The sequence below is a fragment of the Burkholderia sp. IMCC1007 genome (assembly GCF_027257875.1).
Classification (GTDB): Bacteria; Pseudomonadota; Gammaproteobacteria; order Burkholderiales; family Burkholderiaceae; genus Burkholderia.
The window spans coordinates 17,211-31,173 of the sequence record NZ_JAPVQY010000055.1 but is presented as its reverse complement, the minus strand read 5'-3'; the positions used below and the strand labels follow the sequence as shown (position 1 = coordinate 31,173).

Sequence of the window (13,963 nt, the reverse complement as noted above, 5' to 3'; positions counted from 1 at the left end):
CGTGGCCGGTCAGGCGTCAATTCCGGTGTTGGATTGTTCAACAATTTATTGGCGCTTCGGGGAGTATAGGGTGAGGGCGGGGAGGGGTGTCAATCGGTGGAAAGTACCGAGGGCGCGTGCAAGCCACGGGCTCATGCGTCGGGGTGACGACGCGGGCGGCGGGGCCGGTTGATCGGTGCGGGGCACGCGTGGGATCGCCAATAAAAAACCGCCGACAGATGCCGGCGGTTTCGGTTTTCGGCCTGGTCGCTCGCGCGACGCAGCCTGCTGACTGTCAGGCCTTGATTTCCGGCCCGCGTGCGGCCGGTCGGGCCGGCGCGGCCGGTGCCGGTGCCGGCGCGATCGACTGCGTAGGTTGCGCCGGCACGATCACGACGACCGGTTCCGGCATCGCCCACATCGGCATCGCGAAGCCGACCGGGTGCGGCATCGGCATCGCGAATGCGTCGCCGAACGCCACGTGCTGCAGCGCCATCGTCTGCTGCTGCATCGCGGCCATCAGCGCCTGGGCCGCCTGGATCTGCCGCAGCGCGGCCGCCGGCGGCATGCCGCCCGTCGAGGTCTGCATCTCGAAGCTGGCGCCGCCATGCGGGCTGTGCCAGCTCCACGTGCTGACCTTCATCGGGCCGGCCGCCGTCTGGACGACGCGCGTTTCGGCTTTCACGGGCACGGCGTGCCCGTCGACATTGACGAACATCGGTTGTGCGGCCGGCGCGGTGGCGGCCTGCCCGGCGACAGCGAGTACAGGCATCAGTGCCAGCGCGCCCACCGTCATATACGAACGGAATCGCATATTCGTATCTCCATCAAACGAAACAGATCGAATCAACAATGAACGAAACGTATGGCTCACGGATCGAGCCACCAATGAATATGCAAGTGCTGGCTTAAGTCAGGATTAAAACGGGCACACGCTTGCTGCAGGCGCCCGTCCCGTGCGGTCGCGCGCGTTCCGCCGCAGCCGCGGCGGGCCGCCTGGCCGGTTTCCGGCTGTGCCGCAATCGGCATTCAACCTCGCCCACGCCAGGGGATTCCTGTCGCGGCGTACAACAACAGGCACAATATGCAATTCGCCGCGCACCGCTGTTCGTCAATCGAACAAACTGGCGCGTGTTGCCGCCGTCCGAATCCTTCCCCGTCGTCATGACCGCCTCGCTCACTTCCGCGCGCGAATCGAATTCGCCGCGCTTCCTGCTGTTCCTGATCTGCCTGTTCGCGTCCGCCGGCCAGCTCGCGATCGACATCTACGTGCCCGCGCTACCCGACATGGCGCGCTCGTTCGCGACGACGCCGCAGGCGATCCAGTCGAGCGTGTCCGGCTACATGGCCGCCTATGCGCTCGGCCAACTGATCTTCGGCCCGATCGCCGATGCGCACGGGCGCAAGCGCGTGCTCGCGTTCGGGCTCGTGATCTACACGATCGGGTGCCTGCTGTCGCTCGGCGCGCCGAACCTCGAAACCTTCGTGCTGGCGCGCTGCCTGCAGGGCTTCGGGATCGCGACCACGAACCTGCTCGCGAAGGCGATCATCACCGATTCGTTTTCCGGCCAGGCGCTGATGCATGCGTTCACCTACATGTCGATCGCGTGGGGCCTCGCGCCGATCATCGCGCCGGTGATCGGTGCGCATCTGCAGGAATGGTTCGGCTGGCGCGCGTGCCTCGTGTTCCTGCTCGTGTATTCGCTCGTGATGTGGGCGCTGCTGTGGCACTACCGCGAGACCTTGCCGAAACCGGTGCGCCTCGAGCCGCGCACGCTGATCACGAACGCGGGCAAGGTGCTCGCGAGCCCGGTGTTCCAGAGCTGCTTCCTCGCGCAGGGCCTGTGCTACAGCATCCTGCTGGTGTTCAACATCGTCGGGCCGTTCATGGTGCAGACGACGCTGCACAAGCCGCCGACCTTCTTCGGCTATCTCGCGCTCGGGATCGGGCTGATGTATTTCCTCGGCGGGCTGTCGAACCGGATTCACGGGCGCGGGCTGCCGAGCGCCGAGCAGCGGCTGCGCATCGGCGCGCGCGTGATGGCGGGCGCCGCCGTCGCGATGCTCGTGCTGGCGCTGGTCGTCGGCCTGCGCGTGTGGACGCTCGCGACGCCGGTGCTCGTGATGGGCTTCTGCGCGGGCGCGATGTATCCGACGCTGATGGCCAAGGGCAACTCGCTGTTTCCGCATATCGCGGGGCTGACCAGCGCGATCCTCGGCTGCGCGCTGCTGCTCGTGTCGTCCGCGATGATGGGGCTCGCCGGCTTCGTGTCGATTCACGTGCTGACGCCGCTCGCGGTGTTCTTCGTCGCGCTGTCGTTCATCGTCGTGTGGATGGTGACGAAGCTGCTGCGGTATCTGTCGCAGCAGCAGGCCGCGACCGTCGCGTGCGGAAGCGGGGAGGCGGCGTAAGCGTTACTTGAATGGATGCGCGGCGCCGGCTTGTGCCAACAGCGAAACGGCACCCGGGTCCGGCATCCCGTTCGAATCGATCGCTCCAGCCTTGGCCAGCGCAACGAGATCGCTGTCGACGCCCGGTTGCCCGACCACGAACGACGTGGTCAGGAACGCCGGCGCGGCGAGCGTGACCGCATAGCGCTGCTGCAGGTTCGTCACCACGGCCGATTGCGCGGCCTGCACGGTGTCCGGGCTGTTCATTGCCCGCTGGTAGCGCAGGCTGCCCTGGAAGTTGCCGACCAGCCCGGCCGTGTCCGTGCCGAGTTGCGCGGCGAGGTAAACCAGCATCAGCTCGGTCTCGGGCGTCGTATTGAAGGTGCCGCCCGCGTAGGCAAGCGAGTGCAGGCTCGTGCCGCCGGACGCCACGGTGATGACGCAGGGCAACGCGGCGTTGAGCGTCACGCGGTAGTTGCCGCCGCCGTCCGTCAGCGTCGTTGCCGAGCCTACCGCGCAATTGACCGCCACCTGCGCGCTCGCGAGCGCATCGCCCGTCGCGGCCGTGCCCGACAGCGCGACGGTTTGCGTGTTGTCGTTGAAGCACGCGTCGACGCCGAAGCACGCCTCGCCGTTGCAAGCCTGGAGAGCGGCGAGCGTTGCAACGCACAACGCGCCCAGGGCTGGGCGGGTGAAGCGGGGCGGGCGAAGGTTCATGGTCGCGGGTGTCCGGGAAGGGCGCAGCCGGTGCGCGCTGCTGCTCATATTCTATGTCCCGATTCCACAAGATGCGCTTGCGTTTCATTGACGCAACGGCGGTGAGCCTGCATGTCGGCAGGAGGCGGCGCCGGCCTCCCGGCTCCTTACGGCTTGCGCGCGGCCGGTTTCGCGAACGCGCCGCGCACCTCGAAGCCGATCGCATCCGCGACGTTGCCGCGCGCGTCGACGAGTTCGAGCCGGTGCCGCCCCGGCCACGGCATCCAGGCGACGCGATCGGTGCGCCCGATCACCTTGTCGTCGAGCCGCCATGCGAACCGGCCGGCGCGTCCGGACGAGCGCTCGAACCAGATCCGCTGGTTCTTCGGCGGAATGTCGGGATCGATCGCGAAGATCGTGCCGTCGGTCGGCGTGCCGATCGTCAGCGGTGCGCGTGCGCCGTCCTTGCCCGGCGTGACGGGCGCGGCGAGCCGGATCGTGTCGAGCGCGGTGCCGGCGAGGAACCACTCGTTGCGCGACGGCTCGACGTCGCGTTCGAACGTGATGCGGCGCATCTCGACACCGGCAGGCGGGCGCGGTGCACGGCTCGGCAGGTCGCGGTGCAGATACCCGACGACGGCCGACCAGACCGGCGACGCGCCCGTCACGCCCGACACGTCCCACATCGGCGAGCCGTCCGCATTGCCGACCCATACGCCGACCGTATAGCGCGACGTGAAGCCGACGGTCCAGTTGTCGCGCATGTCCTTGCTCGTGCCGGTCTTTACCGCCGAGAAGAAGCGCGTCGCGAGCGGGTTGTCGAAGCCGAACGTACGCACACGCGCGTTGTTGTCGGAGAGGATGTCGGTGACGACGAAGCTGGCTGCTTCGCTGAACACGCGCGTGCCGTCGTCCGCGCGTATTCGTGCCGACGCACCGGGAGTTGGCGCGGGAGCGGGCACGTCGACGGTCTTGCGCGCGACGCCGCCGTTCGCGAGCGCGCGATACGCATTGGTCAGCGACAGCAGCGTGACGTCCGCGCTGCCGAGCGCGAGGCTGAAGCCGTAATAGTCGCCTTCCTGCGCGAGCGGCAACCCGAGTGCGGTCAGCGTGCGCGCGAAGCGATGCGGCGTGACGAGCACGAGCGTGCGCACGGCCGGCACGTTCAGCGAGCCGCCAAGCGCGCTGCGCACGCTCACCCAGCCCTTGAAGCCCTTGTCGTAGTTCTGCGGAATGTACAGGCCGCCGCCGGCGGCGAGGTTGATCGGCGCGTCGTCGAGCAGCGACGCGGCGGTCAGCCGTTTCTCGTCGATCGCCTGCGCATAGAGGAACGGCTTGAGCGTCGAGCCGGCCTGGCGCGGCGCGAGCACCGCGTCGACGTCGCGCGCGCTCGACAGCGCCCCCGACGAGCCGACCCACGCGCGAATCTCGCCGGTCGCGTTGTCGATCACGACGACCGCGCCATCCTGCACGTTGCGCCGGTGCGCGGGCGCGTTGAGCTCGGTCAGCGCGCGCGTGAGCGTGTCGCGCGCAAAGCGCTGCAGCGGCGCATCGAGTGTCGTGCGCACCTGCGCGCCGGCCTTCGGCCTGACCTCGGCCGCGATGCGTCGCGCGAAATGCGGGGCGAGCGCGGCGCCGTCCGCCGTGATGTCGTTACGCGCGGCGTTGGCCGGGCGCGCGGTCACGAGCTGCACGTAGCCGTCGAGCGACGCGCACGCCTGCTCCGCATGCATGTCGCGCAGGATCCGGCACGCGCGCTCGGCGACCTTCGCGGATGCCGCGTTGGGCGCGCGCACCAGCGCGGCGGCGACTGCGGCCTCGCGCGCGTCGAGGCCCGACGGCGCCTTGCCGAACAGCACCTGCGACAGCGCGGCGAGCCCGACCGTCTCGCCGCGAAACGGCACGAGATTCAGGTACGCCTCGAGGATCTGATCCTTGCGCCAGCCGCGTTCGAGCAGCAGCGCATTCATCGCCTGCGTGGCCTTCTGCGGCAGCGAGCGCTGGCCCGAGCGACGCGGCGAATCGCTGAGCAGCCCGGCGAGCTGCATCGTCACGGTCGACGCGCCGCGCGTGCGCGCGTTCCACAGGTTGCCCCATGCCGCGCCGGCAATGCCGCGCCAGTCGACGCCGCTGTGTTCGTAGAAGCGCTTGTCTTCCGACACGACGATCGCTTCGCGGAACGCGGGCGACACGTCGGCGAGCGACACCCAATCGCCGCGGCGTTCGGTGAGATCGACGCGCGTGCGCTCTAGCGGCGTGCCGTCGCGTGCGAGCAGCACCCAGTCGGAGCTGCGCCAGTTGCGGCGCACGTCGTCGTAGCCGGGCAGCGCATACGCGACGAGCGGCGCGGCGAGCACGACGGCGACGAATACGCGGCCGGCGAAACGCACCGGCCGCGGCGATACCAGATCGTTCATCGTGTGCTCACGACTTGTTCGCGTCGGCCGGCTTCACCGTCATCGGCGAGTTCGGCCACAGACCGTACACGGACGGCGCGTACAGCGCCTCGACACGCGTCGGCGGCAACCCGAACGTGCCGACGTTGTTCAGCCGCACCGTATATTCGACCGAGAATGTGCCCTTCGGCAAATAGTCGTAATACGCGCGGTAGCCGTCGAAGTCGCGTTCGATGAACGACGGCCACGCGCCGTCCGGCGTTTTCTCGCCCTGGGTCGCGGCTTCCGAATCGCGGCCGAGGCCCGAGCCGAGAATCGTCGCGCCGGACGGAATCGGATCGTTGACGACGACCCACGTCATGTCGCTCTGCGCATCGATGTCGAGATGCACGCGCACGACGTCGCCGCGCGTGAGCACGCCTTTGACGGCGGGCGACACGGGCGTGATCGTCTTCGTGATCCGGTAGCCGGCCGCGAACGGCGCGCGCAGCGGCACGGCCGCGAGGCTTTCGACGGTCGCCCACGGGCGGCCCGTGCCGTCCTGCATGACGGACAGCGTGGCCGGCCCCTGCGACGCCCGCGGCCACGGCAGCAGCACGCTGCGCGCGGCGGCGGCGCGGGTCGCGGGCGTGGCCGACGCGGGCGTATCGGCCGGCGCGGCCGATGCTGCCTGCGACCACGAGACCGCGCGCTCGTTGCCGCCGAGCGCGATCTTCGTCGAGCCGGTGACGGGCGTGCTCTCGTAAGTGCGCGAGAAGCGCTCGACCGCGAGCAGGCCGAGCGCGTTCGACGTCGTCGTCTGCCACGCGCCCTGACGTTGCAGCGCGAGCAGGCCGGCCGTCACGCGCGGCATCTCGTCCTTCCACGCCGGGTCGCCCGCGAATTCGAGCGCGAGACGTGCGGCGTTGGTCTCGTTGCTCGTCATCAGCCACCACAGGTCGTCGTCGCGCGCGGTCGAGAACACGAGCTGCGTGCCCTGGTACGTGAGGCGCGCCCGCAGGATCTGCTCGACCTGCGCGCGCTTCTCGTCGCGTTGCGGGATGTCCTTCACGCGCGCGAGGATCGCGTGATAGTCGATCACCGCCGACGTCGGCCACTGGTTCGGCGCGATCTCGATCGAGCCGAGCATGCGTCCTTGCGCTGCGCCATAACGCGACAGCGCCTCGATCGCGGCGAGCTTGCGCAGGTCGCGGTCCTGGCGCGGCGCCCAGGTGTTGCGCTCGATGCGGCCGTCGACGAAGCGCGCGAGCCCGGTTTCCAGCTGCGTGCGCAGGTCTTCCGGCAGCGCGAAGCGCGGGTCGAGACGGCTCGCTTCGTCGGACACCACGAGCAGGTACGACGACAGCGTCGGGCTGCCGGCGTGCGCGTCGTCGGACAACGGCGGGAAGTAGCTCGCGAGCCCGTCGCTGTCGAGATAGACGGGCATGCGCGACACCAGCGCCTGCCATTGCGCGGCATCATGCAGGCCGATCGCGCGCGACGTCTGCTGCTCGAGGCAGCGGTACGGATAGCGTTCGAACCAGCGATGTACGCCGGGGAGGCCATCCGCGAGCTTCGATTGCAGCGACACGGCGATGCCGCCGCGCGGCGTGCCCTGCGCGTTGTTGGCGGCGCCGGCCGGTGCCGCGATGGGCACCGTCAACGTGCCGTCGACCTGCGCGAGTGTCGCTTGCTGCACGGTTACCGGCAGCGCGGGCACGACCTTCTGCACAACGACCAGCGCATCGGACGCGCGCTTGCCGCCTTGCTCGGCCGCTTCGATGCGCCAGTTGAGCGCGGCGGCCGCGTCGAGCGCCTGCTCGGGCACGGTGATCGTCCACGCGACCTCGGTCGCCGCATTGGCCGCGAGCGACACGGTTTGCCGCGCGACGTCGAGACCCGTCACGCGCGGCGTCACGACGACCTGCATCGCGCGGTCGGTCGTGTTGCGCAGCGTGACCTGCGCGCGGAACGCATCGCCTTCGCGCACGAGCGGCGGCAGCCCGGAGATCAGTTGCAGATCCTGCGTGCTCCGGATCGACGTGCTGCCGGTGCCGAAGCGATCGGCGCCCACTGCCGCGATCGCGACGATCCGGAAGCGCGTGAGCGCATCGTTCAGCGGTACGTCGACGGTCGCGCTGCCGTTCGCGTCGAGCGTCACGCGCGGGTTCCACAGCAGCAGCGTGTCGAACAGTTCGCGCGTCGGCGCGCTGCCGCCTCCGCCGCCGGCCGGCACGGCCTTGCGGCCGAAGTGGCGGCGCCCGACGATTTCCATCTGCGCGGTGGCCGTCTCGACGCCGTATGCGCGGCGCTGCAGCATCGCGTCGAGCAGGTCCCAGCTGTTGTTCGGCATCAGTTCGAGCAGCGCCTCGTCGACGGCCGCGATGGCGATCTGCGTGCCGGCCGGTGCCGGCTGGCCGTTCGGCAGCGTGACCTTCACGTGCGCCTTTGCCTTGCTGCGCACGGTGTAGCGCGTCGCGTCGGTCGTCACGGTCACGCCGAGGCGATGCACGCCCGTGCCGACCTTGATCTCGCCGAGGCCATAGCGGAACGCCGGCTTCGACAGGTCGACGAACGCGGTCGGCGCTTCGTAGTGGCGGCCTTCGCGCCAGAATGCGCGCGCCCATTCGACGGGCGCCTTCCAGCCCCACGTGAAGAACGAGTACCACGGCACTTCGCGAATCCGGCCGCGCAGCGCAAGCACCGACACGTACACGTTCGGCCCCCACGATTCGCCGACCTTCAGGTCGACGGTCGGGTTCTTGCCGTTCAGCTGCACGATGTGCGTTTCCATCACGCCGCCGCGCTCGACCGCGACGAGGGCGGTCGCGTAGCGGAACGGCATGCGCACCTGGAAGCGCGCGGTTTCGCCCGGTTCGTACGAGGTCTTCTCCGGAATCACGTCGATCCGGTCGGTGTTGTCGCCGCCGAACCAGAGTTCGTCCTCGCGCGTGACCCACACCGACGTCGACGCGTTCGACGCGCGGCCGTCGCCGTCCTTCGCGACCGCGATCAGCTGCACGTTGCCGGCCTGCTCGAGCGTCGCGTCGCAGGCCATGCGGCCCTTGTCGTCGGTCTTGCCCGAGCACAGCACGCCGAGATCGAGCGTGTCGCTCTTGTTGTCGTACGCGTAGAAGCCGCCGACCATCCGCTTGCGCGACGACGTCGTGACGTGCGCGACGCCCTTGATCTCGACCGACACCGATGCGCGCGGCTTGCCCTGCAAGTCGACCGCGAGCGCCTGCACGGGCACGCGCTGGCCGACCGACACCCAATGGCCGGCCTTGATGCCGACCGCCACCGCGGCCGGCCACAGGATCGTGTCGCCGCGGATCGTCTGCACTTCGCCGTTCGGGTCTGCGAATGTCGCTTCGAGCGCGATGCGCTTCGGCGCGTCGACGTCGGGCAGCCCCTTGAGCGTGACGGCGCCCGCGCCGTTGCGGTCGAGCGTCAGCGGCAGCTTGTCCGCGATCAGCTTGGTCGCATCGGGATCGTTGTTCGACGCCGACGCGTTGTCGCCGTCCTGCGCATCGTCGTCGGCGTTGCCGTCGCTCCGCTCGGGACGATAAGGCGTGAAGCTGAAATCCTCGAAGCGATCCGCGAACGGCGGCGACGCCCACTTCATCAGCGCCGACACCTGCACCGGCAGGTTCGATGCGCCGCCGCCCGACACGTAGTCGATCTGCACGGCGAGCGGTGCTTCCTTCACCGCGACGAGCGGGCTCTTCTGCGCGTCGCGCGCGCTGATCGACCCTTTCAGCACCGGCAGGCGGAACGCCTCCACGCGGAAACTGCCGCCGTAGTAGCTGGTGGTCGGCGCATCGTCCGGGCCGCCTTCGAGCGACACGCTGTATTCGCCGAGCTTCGCCGCCGGCGGCAGCGCGAACTGCGTGTCGGCGCTATGGTCGGCCGTCCACGTGAGCGGCAGCTTGTACGTCTGGTCCGAGCCGAGATGACGGATCGTCACGCGCGTCGGGTATTGCGACGGGAACGCGAGGCTTTGCAGCGTCTCGGTGCGCAGGAAATGCTTCATCGACACGGTTTCGCCGGCGCGCAACAGCGTGCGGTCGAACACGGTATGCGCGCGCACCGTCGGCGCGCGGTCGGTGTCGGTCGGCACGTTGAAGCGCCACGCTTCGATCCCGCGGTTCCAGTTCGAGCTGACGAACGCCATGTCGGGGCCGGTCTTCGGATCGTCGACGCGTGCGGACACGAAGTAGTCGTAGAAGCGTTCCGACTCGTTGCATTCATGCTTCGGCTCGAACGGGCCGTCGATCTGCAGCAGGCCCTGCGCATCGGTCTTGCCGGCCGCGATTTCATCGCCGTTGCAATCCGATACGCGGATCTGTGCGTTCGGCACGGGCTTGCCCTGGTCGAGCGTCGTGACCCACACGAGATTGTTCTCGCGGCCCTGTTTCAGATGCACGCCGAGGTTCGTGACGAGCACCGTGGTGCGCACGTACATGCTCGATGGTTGCGCGAGCAACGAGCGACCGAGCGCGGGCGACGCGAGTTCGAGCACGTAGAAGCCGGGTTTGTCGATCGGCACGCCGACGACCTCGAACGGGCGCAGCGTTTTCGGGTCGGCCTTCGGCAGCGTCAGCGTTTGCGCGCCCGGCTCGCCGTTGAGCAGCGACAGCGAGCGCACGTCGATGCGCCGGTCCTGCGGCGCGGGCATCTTTTCGCCGGCCTGGAGCGGCACGTAGACGGGATGCTGGCCCTTGCGCCGCAGCAGGCCCGGGATTCGCTCGTCGATCGTGCCGGCCGTCATCGACCAGTTGTCGAAGCGATCGACGGTACGCATCCATTCGCGGATCGCGGTGTCGTTCTCGACCTTCAGGTTCGCGAACTGCGCGCCCCCCGCGTTGAGGCCCGCGATATGGAGATCGGCTTCGACGTTGCGCAGCGTGACCGGCACGAGCGCAGGCGTATCGGGTTCGGCGAAGCGCTCGACGATCCCGAAGGTGCCCGACGAGAATTTCGCGAGCGGCGGCATCGGCGCGGTGCGCGTCGCGAGCGGGAACAGGTCGGCGTTCGCGAGTGGTCGGTCGGTCACGTCGCGCAGCCCGGACGGCAGCTCGATCGTCAGGCTGGCCTGCGCGGGCAGCGGCGGGTTGAACGTGACGGTCGTCACTTCGTCGCTGTGGTCGTCCGCCGCGAAGGTCGGCGAAAGCGAACCGTCGGGACCGCGCAGCTTGATCGCGTCGGCGTTCTTGCGCGAGATCGGCGCATTGAACGACAGCGTCAGCGGACGCAGCGGCGTGCACGGCGCTTTCGCGTTCTCGCGCTCGCACGAGAAGCTCGCGGCGAACGGCGCGCGCACGGTGAAGTCGAAACGCCGCTCGGTGTCGTTCGCGATGCCGCTCGGGCTTGCGACGCCCTTGCCGTAGACGAGCTGCATCTTCGCGCTGGCCGGCAACGCCTGCGCGCACGACAGCGTGAGCACGCGCGCGGCGTCCTTCTTCAGCCCGAAGTGGTCGAGCAGTGCGGTACGGGTGGCGTCGTCGGCGGCCGTGACGGGGATGCGGTTGCCGATGCCGGCTGCTTCGCACCAGATGTTCGCGAGCGCGGAGCGCGGCTCGGCCGGGCCGTTCAGTTTCAGCACGAAGACCTGGCGTTCCTCGATCTCGCGCGAGCCGGGGCGTACCGTCACCGGGAACGGGCCACCCGTCTGAAACGTGAAGCGGCGCGGGCCGCTCACTGCATTGCCGGCGACCGAGCGCAGCGTGTCGTTGAGCGCGACCGAGCAGCGTACGCCCGGCGGCAGGTCGTTCTCGAAGTCGTAGACCCACGTCTTGTCGTCGAGCCAGTGCCCCTGGCCGCGTGCGGCGGCGGTATCGTTGCAGGTCATGCGCGCGGGACTCGGCGCGGACGCCGAGCCGAACGCGACCATCGCTTCGTCGAACTTGACGACGCTTTGCCGGACCTCGGTGACGGTGCCTTGCGGCGATACGCTCAGGGTGCGTGCGGCGCCCGCATGCAGCGACAGTGCGGCCGCGGCGCCGAGCGCCGCCACGGCGCCGATGCGCAGGAGCAGCTGGGTAGTGTGATGGGTGTGATTCGCTTTGTTGTGTTTGTCGCGCTGCTTCATCGCTCGATGCCCTCGGAGGGAAGCTTTCTGTTTGATTGCAGGCGATTCTAACCGACGGGCATGTGGGCGGATGACGGGATGCCATGTGTCGTTGCCTTGCGACACAGCGCATCCAGATGCAGAATTGTCGCGTCGACGACACAAAGATGCCGCGAAATGTCGATTGTCTCGGAATGCGGAACATTTAATGGACTATAAAGCCATTGTCCGTTCCGTTTTGTGCGCGTACATTTCAGGGCCGCGCCGATGTTTGAGAATTATCAAGCGTGGTTTTCCCGAATCCGGTGTTCGAGAGAAGGAAACATGCATAACGACAACACCCCCCACTCGCGTCGCGATGACGACGCAGCCGCCGGCGGCATCACGCGGCGTCAATGGTTGCAGGGCGCACTGGCGCTGGCGGCGGCGGGCCTCACGGGCTCGCTGGCGTTGCGGGCCCTGGCCGACAATCCCGGCACTGCGCCGCTCGATACGTTCATGACGCTCTCCGAAGCGCTGACAGGCAAGAAAGGGCTGAGCCGCGTGCTCGGCCAGCGCTTCCTGCAGCCGTTGCAGAAGGGCCCGTTCAAGACGACCGACGCGCTGTCCCAACTCGCCGGCGCACTCGCGTCCGGTTCGCTGAGCCCCGATCAGGAAGCCGCCGCGCTGACGATCCTCGAAGCGTGGTATCTCGGCATCATCGACAACGTCGTGATTACGTACGAGGAAGCATTAATGTTCAGCGTCGTGTCCGATACGCTCGTGATCCCTTCGTATTGCCCCAACAAACCCGGCTTCTGGGCCGAAAAACCGATCGAGAGGCAAGCCTGATGGCCGATACCGATACGCAAAAGGCCGACGTCGTCGTCGTCGGGTCCGGTGTCGCAGGCGCGATCGTCGCGCACCAGCTCGCGATGGCGGGCAAGTCGGTGATCCTGCTCGAAGCCGGCCCGCGCATGCCGCGCGGCGATATCGTCGAGCGCTTTCGGAACCAGCCCGACAAGACCGACTTCATGGCGCCGTACCCGTCGAGCCGGTGGGCGCCGCATCCGGAATACGGCCCGCCGAACGATTACCTGATCCTGAAGGGCGAGCACAAGTTCAACTCGCAGTACATCCGCGCGGTGGGCGGCACGACGTGGCACTGGGCCGCGTCGGCGTGGCGCTTCATCCCGAACGACTTCAAGATGAAGACGGTGTACGGCGTCGCCCGCGACTGGCCGATCCAGTACGACGATCTCGAGTCCTACTATCAGCGCGCCGAGGAAGAGCTCGGCGTGTGGGGCCCGGGCCCCGAGGAAGATCTGTATTCGCCGCGCAAGCAGCCGTACCCGATGCCGCCGCTGCCGTTGTCGTTCAACGAGCAGACGATCAAGAGCGCGCTCAACGGCTATGACCCGAAGTTCCACGTGGTGACCGAGCCGGTCGCGCGCAACAGCCGCCCGTACGACGGCCGGCCGACTTGTTGCGGGAACAACAATTGCATGCCGATCTGCCCGATCGGCGCGATGTACAACGGCATCGTGCACGTCGAGAAGGCCGAGCAGGCCGGCGCGAAGCTGATCGACAGCGCGGTCGTCTACAAGCTCGAGACGGGCCCCGACAAGCGCATCGTCGCCGCGGTCTACAAGGACAAGACGGGCGTCGACCATCGCGTCGAAGGCAAGTACTTCGTGGTGGCCGCGAACGGCATCGAGACGCCGAAGATCCTGCTGATGTCGGCGAACCGCGATTTCCCGAAAGGCGTCGCGAACAGCTCCGACATGGTCGGGCGCAACCTGATGGACCACCCGGGCACCGGCGTGTCGTTCTACGCGAGCGACAAGCTGTGGCCGGGCCGCGGCCCGCAGGAGATGACGTCGCTGATCGGTTTCCGCGACGGCCCGTTCCGCGCGACGGAAGCCGCGAAGAAGATTCACCTGTCGAACATGTCGCGCATCAACCAGGAGACGCAGAAGATCTTCAAGGCCGGCAAGCTGATGAAGCCCGACGAGCTCGACGCACAGATCCGCGACCGTTCCGCGCGCTACGTGCAGTTCGACTGCTTCCACGAAATCCTGCCGCAGCCCGAGAACCGCATCGTGCCGAGCAAGACGGCCACCGACGCGATCGGCATTCCGCGCCCGGAGATCACCTACGCGATCGACGACTACGTGAAGCGCGGCGCTGCGCATACGCGCGAGGTCTACGCGACGGCCGCGAAGGTGCTGGGCGGCACGGACGTCGTGTTCAACGACGAGTTCGCGCCGAACAATCACATCACGGGCGCGACGATCATGGGCGCGGATGCACGCGACTCGGTCGTCGACAAGGACTGCCGCACGTTCGACCATCCGAACCTGTTCATCTCGAGCAGCTCGACGATGCCGACCGTCGGTACGGTGAACGTGACGCTGACGATCGCGGCGCTTGCGCTGCGGATGTCGGACACGCTGAAGAAGGAAGTCTGACC

General features: G+C 68.2%; 7 protein-coding genes. 3 read left to right on the top strand and 4 right to left on the bottom strand.

Going from position 1 to position 13,963, the window contains the following annotated elements:
• Positions 1-274: 274 nt before the first annotated feature.
• Positions 275-793 (bottom strand): hypothetical protein, encoded by a 519-nt coding sequence (locus O1Q03_RS31980; protein ID WP_269508487.1) that lies wholly within the window; start codon positions 791-793, stop codon positions 275-277.
• Positions 794-1,143: 350 nt separating this feature from the next.
• Between O1Q03_RS31980 and O1Q03_RS31975 the strand changes: the two genes are divergently transcribed.
• Entirely contained in the window at positions 1,144-2,391 is a 1,248-nt protein-coding gene (locus tag O1Q03_RS31975) for a multidrug effflux MFS transporter (RefSeq protein WP_269508485.1), read from the top strand.
• Positions 2,392-2,394: 3 nt separating this feature from the next.
• Here O1Q03_RS31975 and O1Q03_RS31970 read toward each other — a convergent pair whose 3' ends face one another.
• The 3 genes from O1Q03_RS31970 to O1Q03_RS31960 form a co-directional block, all read right to left on the bottom strand.
• On the bottom strand, positions 2,395-3,087 hold the full coding sequence (locus O1Q03_RS31970; protein ID WP_269508483.1) for a hypothetical protein: 693 nt from the start codon (positions 3,085-3,087) through the stop codon (positions 2,395-2,397).
• Between the two features lie 146 nt (positions 3,088-3,233).
• The gene (pbpC, locus tag O1Q03_RS31965; protein WP_269508481.1) at positions 3,234-5,483 is read right to left on the bottom strand and encodes a penicillin-binding protein 1C; all 2,250 of its coding nucleotides are present in this window, start codon (positions 5,481-5,483) and stop codon (positions 3,234-3,236) included.
• Between the two features lie 7 nt (positions 5,484-5,490).
• The gene (locus O1Q03_RS31960) at positions 5,491-11,532 is read right to left on the bottom strand and encodes an alpha-2-macroglobulin family protein (protein ID WP_269508479.1); all 6,042 of its coding nucleotides are present in this window, start codon (positions 11,530-11,532) and stop codon (positions 5,491-5,493) included.
• Between the two features lie 303 nt (positions 11,533-11,835).
• On the opposite strand from O1Q03_RS31960, the gene O1Q03_RS31955 reads away from it, so the two are divergent.
• Positions 11,836-12,342, top strand: a complete 507-nt coding sequence (locus O1Q03_RS31955) for a sugar dehydrogenase complex small subunit (protein WP_269508477.1) — start codon at positions 11,836-11,838, stop codon at positions 12,340-12,342.
• On the top strand, positions 12,342-13,961 hold the full coding sequence (locus O1Q03_RS31950) for a GMC family oxidoreductase (protein ID WP_269508475.1): 1,620 nt from the start codon (positions 12,342-12,344) through the stop codon (positions 13,959-13,961). The genes O1Q03_RS31955 and O1Q03_RS31950 overlap by 1 nt, the downstream gene beginning before the upstream one ends.
• Positions 13,962-13,963 lie beyond the last annotated feature (2 nt).

Excerpts from the sequence above, each read along its gene's own strand:
- O1Q03_RS31980 (WP_269508487.1), bottom strand. The coding sequence starts at position 793 with ATGCGATTCCGTTCGTATATGACGGTGGGCGCGCTGGCACTGATGCCT.
- O1Q03_RS31975 (WP_269508485.1), top strand. The coding sequence starts at position 1,144 with ATGACCGCCTCGCTCACTTCCGCGCGCGAATCGAATTCGCCGCGCTTC.
- O1Q03_RS31970 (WP_269508483.1), bottom strand. The coding sequence starts at position 3,087 with ATGAACCTTCGCCCGCCCCGCTTCACCCGCCCAGCCCTGGGCGCGTTG.
- pbpC (WP_269508481.1), bottom strand. The coding sequence starts at position 5,483 with ATGAACGATCTGGTATCGCCGCGGCCGGTGCGTTTCGCCGGCCGCGTA.
- O1Q03_RS31960 (WP_269508479.1), bottom strand. The coding sequence starts at position 11,532 with ATGAAGCAGCGCGACAAACACAACAAAGCGAATCACACCCATCACACT.
- O1Q03_RS31955 (WP_269508477.1), top strand. The coding sequence starts at position 11,836 with ATGCATAACGACAACACCCCCCACTCGCGTCGCGATGACGACGCAGCC.
- O1Q03_RS31950 (WP_269508475.1), top strand. The coding sequence starts at position 12,342 with ATGGCCGATACCGATACGCAAAAGGCCGACGTCGTCGTCGTCGGGTCC.